This window comes from Aneurinibacillus thermoaerophilus (genome assembly GCF_900099925.1).
GTDB classification, from domain to species: domain Bacteria; phylum Bacillota; class Bacilli; order Aneurinibacillales; family Aneurinibacillaceae; genus Aneurinibacillus; species Aneurinibacillus thermoaerophilus.
In genome coordinates this window covers 1-18,698 of the sequence record NZ_FNDE01000004.1, presented here as the reverse complement: position 1 = coordinate 18,698, position 18,698 = coordinate 1, and the positions used below count along the sequence as shown (strand labels likewise).

The window sequence follows — 18,698 nt, the reverse complement described above, 5'->3', positions numbered from 1 at the left end:
TTTCTTTTTTTGCAATTACTTTTTAATGTAATTGACGTAATTGACAGATTTTACGTATAAACTTTATAGTAAACATGTATTATCATTTATAGGAAATTTATCCATGAACGTGGGGTGAAAAACATATAAGAGGGATAAAGTAAGTCTCGTTATAATTGTGGGAGACAGGAAAAAGAAAAGCTGAATACGGGCACATGCTGCTATGAAGATGGATTTTTTAGCTACTTCAATATATGAAAAGTAAGGGTGAGCGTGATGCGAAAAATAGCGGAGGAACCATTCTGTACAGCAGCCGTTGTGAAGCATTCAAAACGGATGAAGGACAGCAGCAAGGAATTGAACAGCTTCGTGCAAAAGGCATTGAAGGGCTTGTTGTTATCGGGGGAGATGGTTCTTTTCGAGGTGCACAAAAACTTTCCGAAAAAGGGTTACCGACAATCGGAATTCCGGGTACCATTGACAACGACATTCCGGGAACAGAGACGACGCTTGGATTTGACAGACAGAAGGAGGCTATTTGGTGAATAAACAAATTACGTTTGACTACAGTAAAGCGCGGGAGTTTTTCACACGGCATGAACTGGAATATATGGAACCGGACGTGCGCCGGGCGCATGACATGCTTCATGGGAAAACGGGGGTAGGCCATGAATATACAGGCTGGGTAGATTGGCCGCACTCCTACGATCGAGAAGAATATAAGCGCCTAAAACAAGCGAGTGCAAATATTCGCGAGAAGGCAGATATGCTGATTGTTATCGGTATCGGTGGTTCCTATCTGGGGGCGAGGGCCGCTTTGGAAATGTTACGCCCAGCTTTCTATAACCAGCTGCCAAAAGAACAGCGGAAAGGACCGAAAATTTATTTTGTCGGCAACCATATGAGTGCGGCGTATACGGCTCAGCTTTTGCAGATGGTACAGGACAAGGAAGTATACGTAAACGTGATTTCGAAGTCCGGTACGACGCTGGAACCGGCCATTGCGTTTCGTTTGTTCCGCAACTTACTAGAGAAGCGCTATGGTAAAGAAGGAGCAAGACAACGGATTATTGCGACGACGGATAAAGCAAAGGGTGCGCTGAAACAACTGGCGGAGCAAGAAGGATACGAAACATTCGTCGTACCGGATGAGATTGGCGGGCGTTATTCCGTGTTAACATCGGTAGGTCTATTGCCAATCGCGGTAGCCGGAATTGACACTGACGACATGCTGAGAGGAGCCGCTGACGCAGTTAAGCTGTACAGCCAGCTAGATATGAACGTCAACGCTGCATACCAGTACGCGGCCATTCGTAATATTTTTTACAGCAAAGGAAAAAGCATTGAGCTGCTCGTAAACTATGAGCCTTCTTTGCAGTATGTTGCGGAATGGTGGAAGCAATTATTCGGGGAAAGTGAAGGAAAAGATGGGAAGGGGTTATTTCCGGTCAGCATGAATTTTACTACCGATCTACACTCGCTCGGACAGTACGTGCAGGATGGACGACGTGATATGTTTGCAACAACCCTCTGGATAGAGACACCGCATACGCAGCTTGCGATTCCGGAATCAAGCGATGATCTTGATGGGCTGAATTACCTTGTGGATAAAACAATGCATGAGGTAAACGAAAAAGCGTGTGAGGGTACAATGCTTGCCCATACGGAGGGCGGCGTACCGAATTTGAAGATTAACATTCCGGAAGCAACACCTTACTATTTTGGTCAACTTGTTTATTTCTTTGAAAAAGCATGTAGCATTAGCGGTTATGTGCTTGGGGTCAATCCGTTTGATCAACCGGGTGTAGACGCATATAAAAAAAATATGTTTGCTTTGCTTGGAAAGCCGGGCGCAAAGTAAGCGGAAGAAAGCAAAATCATTGCGTTCTCTGTGAGCCATGTTTTACAATGCATTCATCAGAATGAGGAGACGAGGAGACAAGGATGAAGTGGTATGGGCAATGGAAAACGTTATGAGATTAAACGTGTATTAAACAATAACTCGCTAGTTGCCCGTGATGAGCAAAAACGGGAAGTAGTTCTGTTAGGCAAAGGCATCGGCTTTCAGAAAGCCAAAGGGGAAATCATTACTAGCCAAGCAGCTATTGAGAAAGTTTTCGTTCTTTCTACAGAAGAAAATAAAGAGCGAGTAATATGCATGTTTTCAGAAGCGGACGAAGATGTAATTCGAGTGGTGAATGAATATGTTCAATATCTAGAAAAAAAGCTGGATAAGAAAATGAGCGATTGGTTTATGTTGGCATTGATGGATCATATTTCATTTGCGGTGAAGCGGTTGCGGCAGGGAATCCAGATTCATAATCCGTTTTTACATGAAGTACGCAGCCTGTATGCCTACGAATATGAACTGGCTCACGAAGGAGTATGTATGCTGGAAGAAGGGTTGAATATGACCATTCCTGATGATGAAATCGGTTTCATTGCTCTGCATCTACACAGTGTTCGCGAAAATCAGAGTTTAAGCAGAATCAATCGTTCCTCTATGTTAATTTCCCGTCTGGTTCAGACTATTGAATCTGAACTGGAGATTGAAATCGATAAAACGTCTTTTGATTATGCCCGTTTGCTTACGCATTTACGGTTTGCCATTCAACGGGCGGAAGAAGGAATTGGCCTCGGTGAGAACCATCCATTGAGCGAATTGTTGCGTAAAGAATATCCGATATGTTATAGTTTAAGTTATAAGTTGGTAAAAATTATGCAGAATGAGCTACAATTAACCGTTCCAGAAGCTGAAGCAAGTTATTTAACCTTACACATTCAGCGAATGATTAATCATGTTACAACTCCATAAAATATCGGTACGTGTGACTGGTTCGACCAGGCATGAGTAAGTTTCCTGCAATTGCGATCCGTTAATCGTAAAGCAGGTGATTTTCTCGTGCTTTTTTATTTTTGTGGGAGAAGAAAGCGGTATCATATTCCGTATTTTTTAGGAGGTTAGTAGCGTTGCATTAAAAACTGTTCGCTCTCGTTTTTATGCAACGCTAGTGTATAGGAGGTATATAAAATGGCAGAAAAAGTATTTACAATAAAAAATCCTTCCGGTCTTCATGCAAGACCTGCAATGATGCTGGTGCAAAAAGCAAGCGCGTTTCCATGTGAAGTCACAATTATTAAAGACGATAAAAAAGTGAACGCAAAAAGCATTATGGGTATTATGTCGCTGGGGATTCGTCAGGGAGAAACTCTTACAGTTGTAACGGAAGGTGAACAAGAACAGGAAGCATTGCAAGCAGTAGGTGAAATCATTGAGTCCGTCTTAGAGTAAAGAAAAGACAGGCGGGAGAGGAAGATATACAGTGATGAAATGGACAGGAATCGCCGCAGCTTCCGGATATGCGATGGGCCCTGCTTTTTTGCTGCATGAAGCCAAAGTAGAAGTGGAACGCCGCGCACTGGACGCGGCTGAAATAGCGGGGGAAATCGCTCGTTTCGAGGAAGAAGTGGCGCAGGCTATTCGTGAGTTGGAAGGCATCCGCGAACAGGTGCGTAAAAAAGTAGGAGATGAAGAAGCGGAAATTTTCTCCGCTCATATTCTTGTATTGCAAGATCCGGAGTACATCGGTGCGGTCAAGGATAAAATCAAGAATGAGTTGTTGAATGCAGAAGCGGCATTGCAGGATGTAACGGACAGCTTTGTTATGTTGTTTGAAAGCATGGACAACGAATATATGCGGGAAAGAGCAACGGACATTCGCGATGTTAGTGGTCGTGTCATGCAACGTCTGGCAGGCATCGAAGGCCAGTCGCTGGCCGATTTTGCCGAACCGGTTGTGCTGCTGGCACACGATTTAACACCATCTGATACTGCGCAGCTGGATCGGGAGAAAGTGGCTGGATTTGCCACCAATATCGGTGGACGTACGTCTCATTCGGCCATTATGGCACGTTCGATGGAAATTCCTGCTGTTGTCGGCTTGAAAGAGATTACGTCTGTCATTCAGCAGGGAGATTATATAATTGTGGACGGAAATGAAGGGGTTGTGTATCAGAACCCTGATGAAGCGACCGCTTCTCTGTATCGGGACAAGCAGGCGAAATACGAGGCTTACCTTGCGGAATTGAAGAAGTTGAAAGATGAACCATCCATCACTGCCGACGGACATCATGTCGAGGTAGTAGCCAATATCGGAAACCTTCATGATGCAATCGGAGCGAAGAAAAACGGGGCGGAGGGCGTCGGTCTCTATCGGACGGAATTTTTGTATATGGGTCGCATCGGATTGCCTTCTGAAGAAGAGCAATATGAGGCATATAAGGCGGTAGCGGAAACATTCGGCGCGCGTCCAGTTGTGATTCGTACATTGGATATTGGTGGCGATAAAGAATTGCCATACCTCGATGTACCGGAAGAAATGAATCCGTTCCTTGGTTATCGGGCCATTCGCCTGTGTCTGGATCAGCCGGGGATATTTAAAACTCAACTGCGTGCCATTTTGCGTGCGAGCGTACATGGAAATGTTAAATTAATGTACCCGATGATTGCGACACTGACAGAATTGCGTCAGGCGAACCAGTTGCTTACGGAAGTAAAACAGGAACTGGATGCTTCAGGTATTCCATATAATCCAAAGATGGAAGTTGGAATGATGGTGGAGGTGCCTGCGGCTGCGATGATTGCAGACCAGCTGGCAAAAGAGGTAGACTTTTTCAGCATTGGTACAAATGATTTGGTGCAGTATACGCTAGCAGCGGATCGCATGAATGAACGTGTATCATATTTAGCGCAGCCGTTCCATCCGGCGGTGTTGCGCCTGATTCGGATGGTGATTCGGGCGGCACACAGCCAGGGGAAATGGGCAGGTATGTGTGGTGAAATGGCAGGTAATCTTACGGCCATTCCGCTTCTGCTCGGCTTGGGGCTGGACGAATTCAGCATGAGCACGAGCTCTGTATTGCCTGCACGTGCCTTGATTCATAAGCTGAACCGTACGGCATTACAATCGCTGGCAGAGCAAGCGCTTGAATTGGGAACAGCTGAGGAGATTATGGCGTTTGTGAAGCGCAACGTACCTGAAATTGCAGAAATTAGAGGATAAGCATAAAAAACGAGACGCGAGATCGTGCTCTCGTTTTTTTCATGTGGTGATGAAGGATATAGGAAAGACAAAACGAAAAAACTAAAAAAGTTTATATTTCATGCTTGCTGATAGATATATGTCATACTGTTTATTTATTTGTAATCAGTAAATAGCAATAAATATAAAAATAAACAGGTGTATTTTTTTAAATATTTGTTTATAAAAAAACATAATTTTTGGTTTTAAAACATACTTTTTTTGATTTCATAGTGAAAAAGCCAGATTTACACCTTCCAAAACGTAAGAGAAAGAGTTATACTGGCTATGTCGTTGTTACCGACTTATGAACAATTTTTGAGGTGGTAAGTTATGGGAGAAAAAGATGTGGTAACCGAAACTTCTGCGAATGGGAGCGCAGAACAGCAGCAAGAGAACCTGAATGTGCTTAAGGCAACACAGACGGTTATTGCTGAAGCCCTTGAAAAAATGGGGTATCCGAAAGAAATGTATGAACTCCTGAAAGAGCCAATGCGCATGCTTACCGTACGTATTCCGGTACGCATGGACAATGGTGAGACAAGGGTATTTACCGGTTACCGGGCCCAGCATAATGATGCGGTAGGGCCGACAAAGGGCGGGGTGCGCTTTCACCCTGATGTAACAGAAGATGAAGTAAAAGCCCTTTCCATCTGGATGAGTTTGAAGTGCGGGATCGTTGACCTGCCTTATGGTGGAGGAAAGGGCGGTATTATCTGCGATCCGCGTGAAATGTCTTTCCGTGAATTAGAGCGCCTGAGCCGTGGTTATGTGCGTGCCATCAGCCAGATTGTAGGGCCGACAAAAGATATTCCGGCGCCGGACGTATTCACCAACTCGCAAATTATGGCGTGGATGATGGATGAGTACAGCCGCATTCGCGAATTCGATTCTCCGGGCTTTATCACGGGTAAACCGATTGTACTGGGCGGCTCTCAAGGACGTGAAACAGCAACGGCGAAAGGGGTAACCATTTGCATCGAGGAAGCAGCTAAGAAAAAAGGCATTGATTTGCAAGGTGCCCGAGTAGTTGTACAAGGCTTTGGAAACGCAGGAAGCTTCCTAGCGAAATTTATGCATGATGCAGGTGCAAAAGTTATCGGTATTTCTGACGCATACGGCGCGTTGTACGACGAAAACGGTCTTGACATCGAATATTTGCTTGATCGCCGTGATTCGTTTGGCACGGTTACAAAACTGTTCAGCAATACGATTACGAACAAAGAGCTACTTGAACTGGATTGCGACATTCTTGTGCCGGCCGCAATCGAGAACCAAATTACTGCTGCAAACGCGCACAACATTAAAGCGAAAATTGTCGTTGAAGCTGCAAACGGGCCGACTACGCTTGAAGCGACTCGCATCCTGACCGAGCGTGGTATCCTGCTCGTGCCGGACGTATTGGCAAGCGCCGGCGGTGTAACGGTATCCTATTTCGAATGGGTACAAAACAATCAAGGGTACTACTGGACAGAGGAAGAAGTAGAGTCCCGTCTGCGTGAAGTGCTTGTACGCGCCTTCAATAACGTGTACAATATTCACGTGACGCGTGACGTAAATATGCGTCTCGCTGCTTATATGGTGGGCGTTCGCAAAATGGCGGAAGCATGCCAGTTCCGTGGCTGGATCTAATTGAAATAGACGGACAAAATCCTCTACAATGTAGATTGTAGGGGATTTTTGTATTTACGAAAAAGAACTCGTTTTTTGATTTCGAATTGCAAAAGATCGGCAAAAAGGTAAATGGAGTCGCAGGAGGGAGAGTAAACATGGAACAGGTCATTATTGTCGGCGCAGGACCATGCGGCATGTCGGCGGCTGCCGAACTGCAGAAAAGAGGCATCGACCCGCTTATTATCGAAAAAGGGTGCGTTGTGAATTCGATTTACGGATATCCTACATTTATGAACTTCTTTAGTACACCGGAGTTGCTGGAGATTGCGGACATACCGTTTATCATCTCTCATGAAAAGCCGACGCGTCAGGAGGCGCTTGCTTATTATCGTGAAGTGGCTGAACGCCGTAAGTTGCGCATTCGTACATATGAAAAAGTGGAGGAGATCAAGAGGCGAACAGATGGAACGTTTGCGGTGCGCACAACCAAGCGAAACGGCGTGCGTGCCGAGTACGGGACCCGCTTTGTCGTGATCGCGACGGGATATTATGATAATCCGAACTATATGAATATACCCGGCGAAGACCTGCCGAAGGTATCGCATTATTTTAAAGAGGCGCACCCATACCACGGTATGAAAGTGGCTGTTATCGGCGGCAAAAATTCGTCGGTGGACGCGGCGATGGATCTGTACCGTGCGGGAGCAGATGTAACATGGATTTATCGCGGAGGGGAGTATTCTCCTTCCATTAAAGCATGGGTGCGGCCTGTATTTGAATCGATGGTAAACAAAGGTTGGATCAAGGCCATGTTTAATACAGAAGTGAAAAGTATTCATGAAGACCACATTGTGGTTGTGCGGAACGGTGAGGAAATAAAGCTTGAGAATGAGGTTGTATTCGCGATGACAGGTTATCGACCGGATCGCACGTTTTTTAACGCGCTAGGCGTTAAGGTGCATGAAGAAACGGGGGAGCCGGAACATAATCCGGAGACGATGGAAACGAATGTGCCTGGCGTCTTTATTGCCGGAGTCATTGCGGCGGGGAATGACGCGAATGTAATTTTTATTGAAAACGGTCGTTTTCATGGTGGGATTCTTGCGCAAGAAATCTCCCGCCGGATGGCCGGGTAGCAGATACGAAGTTACCAGAAGGGAAAAACGAGATGGCACGAACGTTTGGCCATCTCGTTTTTTGCAAAGTTAATTGGTAGTCTGAAAATGTGATTGCAGTGTGCTTAAATATTTCTTTCATCAATATTACGTGGTACCATGATAAAAGGAGAACCGGAAACAAAGGGAGTCGAAAGCTATGTTATCGACCGTGGGAGCTGCGCTTGCTCCTGGTATTGCTATTTTAAGTTATTTTTATCTAAAAGACAAATACGAAACAGAACCGCTTCATATGGTTGTCAAAAGCTTTATCATGGGTATTTTGCTCGTTTTTCCCGTGATGGTTGTGCAGTTTGGATTTCAGGAAGAGCTTCATCTTGGCGTGTTTGCACAGGCTTATTTTTCGGCTGGATTTCTGGAAGAGTTTTTTAAATGGTTTATTATTTATTACACGGTATACAAGCATGTGGAGTTTGACGAACCGTACGATGGAATCGTGTACTCGGTCGCTGTTTCGCTCGGATTTGCTACGCTGGAAAACTTTTTTTACCTGTTATCCCATGGAGTATCGACCGCGTTTTACCGGGCGTTACTTCCTGTATCAAGCCACGGGCTGTTCGGCGTACTGATGGGATACTACCTCGGCAAAGCAAAGTTTTCTCCTGCTTCTAAACAGCGTTGGTTTTTGGTGCTCAGCCTTTTTATTCCTGTGCTTTTGCACGGTACGTATGATTTCATTCTCATGGTTGGGGGAACGGTTTGGCCGTGGCTTATGATTCCGTTTATGCTGTTTTTGTGGATGGTCGCTATTAAACGCAGCCGGGCTGCACTTAACAGGTCTATCGCTGCCGCTTTTGGGCAACACTATGAGCAAGAGGAGGCGGAAAAGATATGACGACAGAACGGGAGCGGTGCAAAGTCACCATTTATTGTCCGGTTTGCGGTGAACGCTACGTTTTGCGCGGTACTCGCGAGAAAAACGGAAAAGTCGAAACAGGGTTTAAACAATGTATTTGCAGCAACAAAGAAAAACTTCATATTCGTTCCGAACCGATCTAAAAGCGAAAGGGAGGATTCTCCTTTTCGCTTTGTTGCATAAATAAGCATCTCTTTCCTCACACTACTACCAAGAACAGGTGCAAAGGCATACAAGGAAAGGTGATGCGGACATGTATTGGAAAATTGCGGGCGTGTTGGCGCCCATTCTCGCGGTCGGGGCTATCGGCGCCGGGATGTGGGGATACCAAGAAAACCAAGAGAAAAATTCAGTGCTCATTAAAGCAGAAAACCAATATCAACGTGCGTTTCATAACTTAAATTATCATATCGACAAACTGCAGGATGAGCTGGGCAAAACAATTGCTGTCAATTCGCGCCAGCAGCTCACCCCGTGTTTGACGAACGTATGGCGTCTTGCTTATTCTGCGCAAAATGACGTGGGGCAACTGCCGCTTACATTACTTCCGTTTAACCAGACGCAAAAGTTTCTTGCCAATGTGGCGGATTTTAGCTACCAAACCGCAGTGCGCGATTTGGAAAAAAAGCCTCTGTCAGACAAAGAATACAAAACACTGCAAGCTTTGTATCGCCATTCTCAAGAAATACAAAGCCAGCTGCAAAAGGTGCAGACCGCCGTCATCGATAAGCATTTGCGTTGGATGGATGTCGAGTCGGCGCTGGCCACTGAAGAGAAGCAAGAAGACAATACAATCATCGACGGATTAAAAGTCGTTGACAAAAGTGTGGGAGGGTACAAAGATGTCGATTTCGGTTCCGGGATTGGCAGCCTGAACGCTGCCCGCAAGCTAAAGATTCAATCGATAAAAGGAACTCCAGTCACTGCCGAAGAAGCAAAAAAGCGAGCGCTTGCGTTTGTCAACATTACGCCCGCGCAGCTTGCGGAAGCGACGGTAGTTGATAATGGCAGCGGCAGAGACTATGAATCGTTCAGCGTGCGTATTGTACGCAAAGGCGATCCCACTCCTGTACATGTGGATGTTGCGAAAAAAGGAGGCAAAGTTGTCTGGGTACTAGACGAACGCGATGTAACGGCGAAAAAATTAAAGATTGAAGAAGCAAAACAAAAGGCGGATCGTTATCTTGCTGAGCGCGGATACCGTTCCATGGAGGCAGTATCGTACGGCCAATATGAAGGACTTGCGGTATTTACATATGTGTATAAACAAGGAGATATACGCATTTATCCGGATACGGTGACGGTTAAAGTGGCGCTTGACAAAGGGGACGTTCTCGGTTTCCAAGGTGAAAGCTATTTGCTTAACCATCGTCCGCGTACACTTGCGAAGCCGGGCTTGACAGAAGCGCAGGCGCGCGCGAAAGTGAATCCGGGTCTTAAAGTGAAGGAAGCAAGGCTCGCCGTAATTGAAAACGAGAGCGGCCAAGAGGTGCAGGCATATGAGTTTTACGGAGGATTAGGTCAAGATCGTTACCGCGTGTATATAGACGCGTCTACCGGAGAAGAAGTGAAAATAGAAAAAATCAAAGCGATCGCTCTTTAGGAGGAATAAAGGCGGATAGGCGCGGCAATACTTGGAAACACAGAAAGGAGTGTTGCGCGTGAGGCGAAGCAAGGATACGGCATATGAGAAGCGTTTTATCTTCTTAGCCGCTTGGGTTGAGAAGTGGCTTACCATAGCGATTGTAGGGGGATGGGTGCTTCTTTTGGCCAGTCAGTTCCTGCTTGCATTCGATTCTGTTCGCTACTTTCTTGTCGATACGGTGAGACTGGAAGGCATTGCATCCCCCTGAGGGCTATGTTACTATGAAAGTAATTGAATAGCATGTTGCCCGCTATCCTTAATTAACACTATCGCTTAGTTTGAATCAAATACAAAAGAAAGAAGCAGGCACGCCCTGCTTTTTTGTTTATTAGCATAATATAAAGCATGTAGCAGGCGTATAGGTAGGGTGAGATGGTATTGTGAAAATTGCGATTGATGGACCGGCTGGAGCCGGGAAAAGTACAGTAGCGCAGCTTGTGGCGAAGCGGCTCTGTGTGCTTTATGTTGACACTGGTGCTATGTATCGAGCTGTGACGCTGACAGCGCTTAAACAGGGGTGTTCAGTAGAGGATGAACATGGCCTACGTGAGCTGCTGGATAAAATGAATCTTACGCTTGAAACGAAGAAGGGCATACAGCGCGTATATGTGGATGGCGAAGACGTAACGGAAGCGATTCGCTCGCCTGAAGTGACCCGGTGTGTATCCACGGTAGCGGCACATCCGCTCGTGCGGGAGAAACTAGTAGAAATGCAGCGAAAAATGGCCAGTACACAGGACGTCGTTATGGACGGACGCGACATCGGAACGGCGGTATTGCCGGACGCAGAACTGAAGATTTTTTTGACTGCGTCGATTGAAGAACGGGCACGGCGCCGTTTTCAGGAGTTGGAGCAGAAGGGGATAACGGTCGATTATAGTCAACTGCTGCACGATATTGCCGAGCGTGACCGTAAAGATAGCGAGCGAAGGACGGCTCCGCTTAAAAAGGCGAAAGACGCTGTGCTGGTCGATACAACGGGGTTAACCATCGAACAGGTGGTTGATCGCATCGTCGAGTTGCACCGAGAAAAAGTTGGGGAGAGAGCGTAACAGTGGGCATTCATTTATATCCTTTCTTTCGCTCGCTTTTTCGCGGGATTTTCGCGAGCGTATATCGCTGGCGTGTAATTGGGCGGGAAAACATTCCGGATGGCGAAGGGATCGTGTTGTGCGCTAACCATATCAGTAACTGGGATCCAGTTCTGCTCGGCTGCGGCATCGAACGTCAGGTGCATTTCATGGCCAAGCAGGAACTTTTTAAGGTGCCGGTGCTTTCCTGGCTTATCAGGAATTTCGGCGCGTTTCCGGTGAAGCGAGGGGCTGGCGATCGTCAGGCGATTCGCAAATCGCTGGAGGTAGTCAATCAAGGAAAAGTGCTCGGAATTTTTCCAGAGGGCAGGCGGAACCGGGCAGGCGCAGGCGATGTGGGCAAAGTGCTTCCAGGTGCGGCTATGATCGCGTTAAAAGCTGGTGTTCGTGTCGTACCGGTTGCGATTATCGGCCCGTACCGCTTATTTCGTCCAATCACAATTATTTATGGCAAGCCTATTGATATAGTTGCCGAGGTGGCGGGGAAAGAAAGCGGGGAACGCACGCAGTACGCCGCTGAAGTCATCCGACGCGAAATTCAGGCGCTTATGGACATACATAAAAAACGTGCGTAATTCGAATTTTTATTTCGTTCAAGCTGTAAGTTGTTTCGCTTACCCAAGGAAGGTGCAGGTTCGCAATTTAGCATGTTTGGCACTAGCGCTCTTATAGATAACTTTGGTAAGCTAAGATAAATATGCTGCTGTTTGTTATAATTGCTTGTTGTTCCTTTTTGGGAAGCAAGAAGCATTTATTGTTATGAATGGCTTTTATTTCAAGGAGGTATGGTCTATGGTAGAGGAAAATCAAATGGGAATGAATGGTCAACAAGGTTTGAAAGGGGTGGAGGTTAATCAGGTATTGACTGGAACCGTAACCCGTGTAGATGAGAAACAAGCCTTGGTTGATGTAGGCTATAAGTATGATGGCATCCTTCCAATCAGCGAAGTATCCAGCCTTCATATCGAAAAAGTAGCTGATGTTCTTTCTGAAGGTCAAGAAATTCAGGTGAAAGTGATTCGCATTGATCAGGGAAAAGACGAGATGATCGTGTCCAAGCGCGCGGTTGACGCGGAAAAAGCTTGGGGCGAGCTGCAAAAAAAATTCGAATCTGGAGAAGTGTTCGGTGTAGTTATTGCTGACGTTGTAAAAGGCGGCTTGGTGGTCGACCTTGGTGTGCGCGGTTTCATTCCAGCTTCACATGTGGAGCGTCACTTTGTGGAAGACTTCTCTGACTACAAAGGAAAAACTCTCTCCGTTAAAGTTATTGAACTAGATAAGGAAAAGAACAAGGTTATCCTTTCTCACCGTGCTGTGCTTGAAGAAGAAGCGAATAAGCAGAAGCAAAAGGTGCTTGAGAGCCTTGAACCAGGTTCTGTTATTGAAGGAACTGTACAACGTCTGACCGATTTTGGTGCGTTTGTGGATGTGGGCGGTGTAGATGGCTTGGTTCACATCTCCGAAATTGCCTGGCACCATGTCGAAAAGCCGGCTGATGTACTGAAAGAAGGCCAGAAAGTCAAAGTAAAAGTGTTGAAAGTGGACAAAGAAAACGAACGCATTAGCTTGAGTATTAAGGCGACGTTACCGGGTCCATGGGAACAGGCAGCTGACAAGTTCAAAGCAGGTGATGTTGTAAAAGGAACCGTGAAACGTCTTATAAGCTTCGGAGCGTTCATCGAAGTAGCGCCTGGCGTAGAAGGGCTTGTTCATATTTCACAAATTGCCAACCGCCATATCGGCACGCCGGATGAAGTGCTAAAAGAAGGCGAAGAAGTTAACGTAAAAATTCTGGACTTCAATCCGAGCGAAGAACGGATGAGCCTAAGCATTCGCGAAGCGTTGGATGAAAAGCAGAAGCAAGAAGTGAAAAAAGAAGTAGCCGCTTACCAGGTGGAAGAAAATGCGCCTGGCAGCATGAGTGTTACTATTGCTGATCGCATGGGCAATATGAGCGACTTGCTTAAAAAATTTAAATCTTAATAGATGACAGAGGGGCGCAATGTCAAGAACTTCACGAAAACGAGAACATGTAGAACATGCGCTGGCGACGGGCCAATCTGAAACCCATGGATTGGATGATGTGAAGTTCGTTCATAATTGCTTGCCTGATCTCACGATGCAACAGGTGGATATAAGGACATCGATCGGCGGACTCGCATTGAGTTCGCCGATTGTTATAAACGCGATGACAGGCGGTGCAAAAGAAACATACAACATTAACCAGTCGCTTGGTATTTTGGCCCGGGAGGCAGGGTTGGCGCTTGCAGTCGGCTCGCAAATGGCAGCCGTGAAAGATCCTTCGCTTGTCGATACATATCGGATTGCGCGCCAGGAGCACCCGCGGGGTCTTTTGTTTGCCAATTTGGGCGCGGAAGCAACACCGGATATGGCGCGGTACGCGGTAGAAATGATCGAAGCGGACGCGCTGCAAATTCATCTGAATGTGATGCAGGAGTTAATTATGCCAGAAGGCGAGCGGGATTTTCGTGGGGCGCTTCGCCGCATTGAAGAGATTGTATCTGTCCTTGACGTACCGGTAATCGTTAAGGAAGTCGGGTTTGGTATGTCGCAGGAAGCGGCCAAACAGCTTGCAGAATGCGGTGTGGCCGCAATTGATGTTGGTGGGCGTGGCGGTACGAATTTTGCACGTATTGAAAACATGCGCCGGGTACAGCCGCTTGATATGCTGAATGAATGGGGCATTTCCACGGCGGCGAGCCTGCTTGAAGTCGCATCGCTTTCCGAAAAGCCCGATATTGTGGCAACCGGTGGCATAAAGAACGGTCTTGATATTGCCCGCTGTCTGGCGCTTGGCGCTTCTTGTGTCGGCATAGCTGGCGCGTTCCTTCGCTATGCGGTAGAAGGCCGGACGGAAGAAGCGGTCAAATATGTGCATAGCCTGCATGAACAGCTTACGATCATCATGACGGCGCTTGGTGCACCAACCATTGCTATGTTGCAGCAAGTTCCGCTTGTCATTACAGGTGAAACGTACCATTGGGCCACTCTCCGTGGCATTGACTGCGCCGCGCTGGCGAAAAGGAAGAAATAAGTCATCAGACAAAGAAAGGAAGAAAAAAAGCCATCCGAAGCAATCATTCGGATGGCTTTTACTTTTTCTTATAGCATTTGTGTCTTGTTTTTCCCGCTTTTCGGCAATAATACAGACAGAAACGCAAAAAGGGGAATCGACTATGAATCCGGGATATTTATCGTTCGTTTGCTTGTTCTTTATTTTGGTGTTTAGCTGGATGGGTACCATGGACGCTTTGTTTTCGCGTCTGCGCATCCAAGCGCGCACATTTTTTATCCTTCTTGGCGTTTTCTATCTGACGAGCGGCTGGTTTATTCCATTCGGGATGGGAGCATGCAGTGTTGGTGCATTTTTGTTGCCCTTTGTTTTCTTTTTTGCCTTATGGAGCAGGCAGGAACGCGACATACGACAATATTCTTTTACCGCCGCTCTGCTTTGCGGCGTTACGCTGTTTTTGTTCCGGTATATGTTGATGATAGATCCGATACTTCAGGTGGCGGATGAAGTGTATCTTGTTGCCGGCGTGGCTGCTTCGCTTGCACCTTTTATGACCCGAAAACCAGAACAGGCTTTTATAATTATCGGTTTTGGGCTTTGTCTTATGGAAGTTTTGGTGCAGTTTTTCTTATACTCGTACGCGCCTTCCGTTACACTGGGTGGATTCATTTTTCGCGATATGCTTGTTTTATCGCTTCTTGTCGGTATGGCGTTGCATTCTGTTTTATTCTTTTGCCTTCGCATAAGTATGTCCCTCATGCGCAAAGTTCTTGTGAAGAGGGGGCGATAAGAGGTGGATTATGTCATTCCAGTGACGTTGGGGGTGCTGTTTGGGGTAGCCGCCCGCGTGTATATGCTGCGCACGGACTATCGGCAATATCCGACCTATCCGCATGGACGGATCATCCATTTGGCGCTTGGGTTTATTGCCGCGCTTATCGGTTCGGTAGTAATTCCGGCTATTCTGAAGGCCGACTGGACGGCGGTGACATTTCTCGGGTTGGCCGCTCAGCAATTCCGTGATGTACGAAACATGGAACGAAACATGCTGCAACAGTTGGACAACATGGAACTTGTGCCGCGCGGTGTCTCTTATATCGAAGGCATTGCCCAGGCATTTGAAGGACGCAATTATCTTGTGATGCTTACCTCGCTCGTGGTTACATTGATTATCCTTAAAGTATCGGTATGGACAGGGGTTTTGGGGGGCATCCTTATGTTTTTTATAAACGGTTGGCTTATGTCGGGAAAAGTAATCGGGCAAATTGCCGATATTGCTGAAGGGGAAGTGACCCTCGACGGCCCGAATTTATATGTTGATGATATTTATATTATGAATATTGGGCTTAGGTCGGATCGTGAGGAGATTCGCCGACACGGGGTCGGAATTGTTATCACGCCAAAAAACGCCAATAGCCTGATCACTATTTCTAATTTGGGTCAGCGCCAAGCCATTCTGCATGACGTGTCGGCGATTCACGGTGTATATCGTGATTCCGGTGAACCGGCGCTTGTTCCGCTGGCCAAGCGGAATATGAAGAATGGCAAACTCGGTATTTTCCTTCTACCTGAAGAAAAAGATAGAAGTAAAATTTTAGAAACCATATCCCAAGTACCGGTGCTGGACAGTGCGATTCGCCTGCCTCGCGCGGCTGATGTTAACCAACGAGGGAAGGAGGCACGTTAGGCGGTGTCCATTTCACTTGAAAAATACATTCTTGCTATTATTACGACAGATCGAACCCATGTTGGCGGAGGCGCGCCGATTTTTTATGCCAAGCAGGAAAAAGAATTGCAGCAAATTGCGTTTACGCTGGAGAAAATTCTTGATGGGATAGCGCATGAAATCACGCCTGACACGCTAATTATTGTCAAACATTCGTAGCGGGCGTCTTCCCGTTTGTCTTGCCTGTCCTTACAATTCATTCTATGATAGTAGAGATATTGAAAAAGAGAGGTAGTAAGTTATGGCAAATCCTGTAGTAGCAATTGTCGGCCGGCCGAATGTTGGTAAGTCGACGCTGTTTAACCGAATTGTAGGGGAGAGATTGGCGATTGTCGAAGACGTGCCCGGTGTAACAAGGGATCGCCTGTACAGCAAAGCGGAATGGCTCGGCAAATCGTTTTATTTAATTGATACAGGCGGCATCGCCTTTGACGATCATGACGCTCTTATTGATTCCATCCGGCATCAGGCTGAACTGGCGATCGATGAAGCGGATGTCATCATCTTTGTCGTAGACGGTACCGTCGGCATTACCGAGGAAGATCAGAGCGTGGCTCGCATGCTATTTCGCTCGAAGAAGCCGATTGTACTTGCGGTCAACAAGATCGATAACACAAAGCGCTTGCACGATATTTATGAATTTTATTCGCTCGGTGTCGGTGAGCCGTATCCGGTATCCGGCGCTCATGCGACGGGAATCGGTGATTTGTTGGATGAGGTCATAAAGCATTTTCCAGAACATGAAGAGGATGCATACGATGAGGACGTGATTCGCGTTTCGCTTATCGGCCGGCCAAATGTCGGCAAATCTTCGCTTGTAAACGCGTTGCTCGGGGAAGAACGTGTGATTGTGAGCGATATTGCAGGCACGACGCGCGACGCGATTGACACGCCGTTTATGTTTGAAGGTCAGGAATATGTATTAATTGACACAGCCGGTATGCGTAAACGGGGAAAAGTGTATGAATCGACGGAGAAGTACAGCGTGATGCGCGCGCTCCGCGCGATGGAACGTTCTGATGTTGTGCTCGTTGTGCTCAACGGGGAAGAAGGGATTATCGAGCAGGACAAAAAAGTAGCTGGGTATGCGCATGAAGCAGGGCGCGGCGTTATCATTGTCGTTAACAAGTGGGATGCAGTCGAAAAGGATGAACGGACGATGAATCGGTTTGTTGCTGAAATCCGTCAAGAATTTAAGTATTTATCATACGCGCCTATTTTGTTTGTATCAGCGAAAACAAAGCAGCGTGTTCATACTATTTTGCCGAAAGTGGCTCAAGTGGCGGAGCAGCATGCGTTTCGTATCGCCACTCCTGTGCTGAATGATTTAATTCAGGAAGCGACGACAGTAACGCCGCCGCCGAGCGATAAAGGACGCCGCTTGCGCATTAACTACGCGACCCAAGTATCTGTTAAGCCACCAACGCTTGTGTTGTTTGTCAATGATAAAGAATTGATGCACTTTTCCTATCAGCGCTACCTGGAAAACAAGATTAGAGAAGCGTTTCCACTGGAAGGAACTCCGATTCGCATTCTTGTGCGAAACAAGTCCGAATAGGAGAGGAGATAGAGCCGATGATGGGAGCGGTTGTCATTCTACTTTCGTATTTGCTGGGCTCAGTGAGCTTTAGTATTCTTGTAGTGAAAAAAATTGCAAAAATTGACATCCGGGAGCACGGTAGTGGCAACGCGGGCGCGACGAATACATTGCGCGTGCTTGGTAAAGGCCCGGGCATTGCCGTGCTTTTGCTTGATGCGGCTAAAGGCGCGATTGCCTTCGGTCTAGCAAGCTGGCTGACCAAAGGAAACGATTGGGTGATTGTGCTGTCCGGGATCGCTGCGATTGTCGGTCATAACTGGCCTGTATTTTTCGGGTTTCGCGGCGGCAAAGGCGTGGCGACCACCATTGGTACGTTGCTTGCTCTGACCCCTGTTCCAGCGCTTATTGCTGTGGCCGTTACTATAGTTGTTATCGCTATTACACGCTATGTGTCACTCGGTTCACTTGTTTTCTTTACCCTTGTTCCTATCATTTTACTGACACAAGGCGCGTCTTTTGTTTATATTGCCGGAACATTTATGATCGCTATTCTTGGCTACATGCGTCATGTCGGAAACATTAAGCGGTTGCTTCAAGGGACAGAGCGGAAACTGGGAGAGAAGAAAGCGTAAGTCCTGCGGTAATATGTCAAGTTCCTCAAACTACGAAATTGGAAATTAAGATGCCTCATTTATCGAAAAAAGGCAGCACTTAAAAAACCCAGTTTCATAGTTAAAAACTGGAAATATAATGAAGGATTCAATAGAGGGGCTTTTCCTCTATCGATTCACCTTCCTTCCAGGCGTGTAGATTTGATCGTTGCGTAGCAGCGCATCGATCAAACGCACAAGTTTTCTTGCCGTTAAAACGAGGGCTCTTTTGTGTTGATGTTTCGGTACTTCACGATACTTTTTCTGGTAGTAATCCCGAAACTCCGGTTCATACCGTTTTACCGAG

Annotated in this window: 19 protein-coding genes and 2 pseudogenes; 20 read left to right on the top strand and 1 reads right to left on the bottom strand. The window is 46.7% G+C overall.

The annotated features are described in order from the left end of the window. Positions 1-233 precede the first annotated feature (233 nt). The 20 genes and pseudogenes from BLR88_RS03355 to plsY form a co-directional block, all read left to right on the top strand. Positions 234-500, top strand: a pseudogene (locus BLR88_RS03355) (6-phosphofructokinase); the annotation flags it as partial. Positions 501-520: 20 nt separating this feature from the next. Then, on the top strand, positions 521-1,840 hold the full coding sequence (locus tag BLR88_RS03350; protein ID WP_057899332.1) for a glucose-6-phosphate isomerase: 1,320 nt from the start codon (positions 521-523) through the stop codon (positions 1,838-1,840). Positions 1,841-1,933: 93 nt separating this feature from the next. Beyond that, on the top strand, positions 1,934-2,794 hold the full coding sequence (glcT, locus tag BLR88_RS03345; RefSeq protein WP_091259929.1) for a glucose PTS transporter transcription antiterminator GlcT: 861 nt from the start codon (positions 1,934-1,936) through the stop codon (positions 2,792-2,794). A 216-nt stretch (positions 2,795-3,010) separates the two neighbouring features. Then, complete coding sequence (locus BLR88_RS03340) at positions 3,011-3,271, top strand: HPr family phosphocarrier protein (RefSeq protein WP_057899330.1); 261 nt, start codon at positions 3,011-3,013, stop codon at positions 3,269-3,271. 34 nt (positions 3,272-3,305) lie between these two features. Continuing rightward, positions 3,306-5,042, top strand: a complete 1,737-nt coding sequence (gene ptsP / locus BLR88_RS03335) for a phosphoenolpyruvate--protein phosphotransferase (protein WP_057899329.1) — start codon at positions 3,306-3,308, stop codon at positions 5,040-5,042. A gap of 351 nt (positions 5,043-5,393) precedes the next feature. Continuing rightward, entirely contained in the window at positions 5,394-6,692 is a 1,299-nt protein-coding gene (locus BLR88_RS03330; protein WP_057899328.1) for a Glu/Leu/Phe/Val family dehydrogenase, read from the top strand. Positions 6,693-6,829: 137 nt separating this feature from the next. Then, positions 6,830-7,810, top strand: a complete 981-nt coding sequence (locus BLR88_RS03325) for a YpdA family putative bacillithiol disulfide reductase (RefSeq protein ID WP_057899327.1) — start codon at positions 6,830-6,832, stop codon at positions 7,808-7,810. Between the two features lie 178 nt (positions 7,811-7,988). Next, on the top strand, positions 7,989-8,684 hold the full coding sequence (gene prsW, locus BLR88_RS03320) for a glutamic-type intramembrane protease PrsW (RefSeq protein WP_057899326.1): 696 nt from the start codon (positions 7,989-7,991) through the stop codon (positions 8,682-8,684). Further along, a complete protein-coding gene (locus BLR88_RS19365) occupies positions 8,681-8,848 on the top strand; it encodes a hypothetical protein (protein ID WP_175493549.1) in 168 nt (55 codons plus the stop codon). Before prsW ends, BLR88_RS19365 begins: the two co-directional genes overlap by 4 nt. A gap of 110 nt (positions 8,849-8,958) precedes the next feature. Continuing rightward, complete coding sequence (gene ypeB / locus BLR88_RS03315; protein WP_057899325.1) at positions 8,959-10,308, top strand: germination protein YpeB; 1,350 nt, start codon at positions 8,959-8,961, stop codon at positions 10,306-10,308. Between the two features lie 58 nt (positions 10,309-10,366). Further along, positions 10,367-10,558: a hypothetical protein gene (locus BLR88_RS03310; protein ID WP_139184899.1), complete on the top strand. Its 192-nt coding sequence runs from the start codon at positions 10,367-10,369 to the stop codon at positions 10,556-10,558. 169 nt (positions 10,559-10,727) lie between these two features. After that, complete coding sequence (cmk, locus tag BLR88_RS03305) at positions 10,728-11,402, top strand: (d)CMP kinase (protein WP_204244868.1); 675 nt, start codon at positions 10,728-10,730, stop codon at positions 11,400-11,402. An 8-nt stretch (positions 11,403-11,410) separates the two neighbouring features. After that, the gene (locus BLR88_RS03300) at positions 11,411-12,016 is read left to right on the top strand and encodes a lysophospholipid acyltransferase family protein (protein ID WP_057900370.1); all 606 of its coding nucleotides are present in this window, start codon (positions 11,411-11,413) and stop codon (positions 12,014-12,016) included. 217 nt (positions 12,017-12,233) lie between these two features. Next, a complete protein-coding gene (rpsA, locus tag BLR88_RS03295; RefSeq protein ID WP_057899322.1) occupies positions 12,234-13,424 on the top strand; it encodes a 30S ribosomal protein S1 in 1,191 nt (396 codons plus the stop codon). A gap of 19 nt (positions 13,425-13,443) precedes the next feature. Next, the gene (gene fni / locus BLR88_RS03290) at positions 13,444-14,496 is read left to right on the top strand and encodes a type 2 isopentenyl-diphosphate Delta-isomerase (RefSeq protein WP_057899321.1); all 1,053 of its coding nucleotides are present in this window, start codon (positions 13,444-13,446) and stop codon (positions 14,494-14,496) included. Between the two features lie 142 nt (positions 14,497-14,638). Beyond that, positions 14,639-15,265, top strand: a complete 627-nt coding sequence (locus BLR88_RS03285; protein ID WP_057899320.1) for a YphA family membrane protein — start codon at positions 14,639-14,641, stop codon at positions 15,263-15,265. 3 nt (positions 15,266-15,268) lie between these two features. After that, a complete protein-coding gene (locus tag BLR88_RS03280; RefSeq protein ID WP_302846656.1) occupies positions 15,269-16,162 on the top strand; it encodes a YIEGIA family protein in 894 nt (297 codons plus the stop codon). A 3-nt stretch (positions 16,163-16,165) separates the two neighbouring features. Continuing rightward, positions 16,166-16,360, top strand: a complete 195-nt coding sequence (locus BLR88_RS03275) for a capping complex subunit for YIEGIA (RefSeq protein ID WP_057899318.1) — start codon at positions 16,166-16,168, stop codon at positions 16,358-16,360. An 82-nt stretch (positions 16,361-16,442) separates the two neighbouring features. Continuing rightward, positions 16,443-17,759, top strand: a complete 1,317-nt coding sequence (gene der, locus BLR88_RS03270; RefSeq protein ID WP_057899317.1) for a ribosome biogenesis GTPase Der — start codon at positions 16,443-16,445, stop codon at positions 17,757-17,759. Between the two features lie 17 nt (positions 17,760-17,776). Then, complete coding sequence (plsY, locus tag BLR88_RS03265) at positions 17,777-18,373, top strand: glycerol-3-phosphate 1-O-acyltransferase PlsY (protein ID WP_236781882.1); 597 nt, start codon at positions 17,777-17,779, stop codon at positions 18,371-18,373. A gap of 147 nt (positions 18,374-18,520) precedes the next feature. Here plsY and BLR88_RS18930 read toward each other — a convergent pair. Next, positions 18,521-18,698, bottom strand: a pseudogene (locus BLR88_RS18930) (IS110 family transposase); the annotation flags it as partial.

What these genes read in the sequence shown, in the direction of transcription:
- BLR88_RS03340 (WP_057899330.1), top strand. Translation starts at nt 3,011, where the DNA reads ATGGCAGAAAAAGTATTTACAATAAAAAATCCTTCCGGTCTTCATGCA.
- ypeB (WP_057899325.1), top strand. Translation starts at nt 8,959, where the DNA reads ATGTATTGGAAAATTGCGGGCGTGTTGGCGCCCATTCTCGCGGTCGGG.
- BLR88_RS03285 (WP_057899320.1), top strand. Translation starts at nt 14,639, where the DNA reads ATGAATCCGGGATATTTATCGTTCGTTTGCTTGTTCTTTATTTTGGTG.
- plsY (WP_236781882.1), top strand. Translation starts at nt 17,777, where the DNA reads ATGATGGGAGCGGTTGTCATTCTACTTTCGTATTTGCTGGGCTCAGTG.
- fni (WP_057899321.1), top strand. Translation starts at nt 13,444, where the DNA reads ATGTCAAGAACTTCACGAAAACGAGAACATGTAGAACATGCGCTGGCG.
- ptsP (WP_057899329.1), top strand. Translation starts at nt 3,306, where the DNA reads ATGAAATGGACAGGAATCGCCGCAGCTTCCGGATATGCGATGGGCCCT.
- BLR88_RS19365 (WP_175493549.1), top strand. Translation starts at nt 8,681, where the DNA reads ATGACGACAGAACGGGAGCGGTGCAAAGTCACCATTTATTGTCCGGTT.
- prsW (WP_057899326.1), top strand. Translation starts at nt 7,989, where the DNA reads ATGTTATCGACCGTGGGAGCTGCGCTTGCTCCTGGTATTGCTATTTTA.
- der (WP_057899317.1), top strand. Translation starts at nt 16,443, where the DNA reads ATGGCAAATCCTGTAGTAGCAATTGTCGGCCGGCCGAATGTTGGTAAG.
- glcT (WP_091259929.1), top strand. Translation starts at nt 1,934, where the DNA reads ATGGGCAATGGAAAACGTTATGAGATTAAACGTGTATTAAACAATAAC.
- BLR88_RS03330 (WP_057899328.1), top strand. Translation starts at nt 5,394, where the DNA reads ATGGGAGAAAAAGATGTGGTAACCGAAACTTCTGCGAATGGGAGCGCA.
- rpsA (WP_057899322.1), top strand. Translation starts at nt 12,234, where the DNA reads ATGGTAGAGGAAAATCAAATGGGAATGAATGGTCAACAAGGTTTGAAA.
- BLR88_RS03325 (WP_057899327.1), top strand. Translation starts at nt 6,830, where the DNA reads ATGGAACAGGTCATTATTGTCGGCGCAGGACCATGCGGCATGTCGGCG.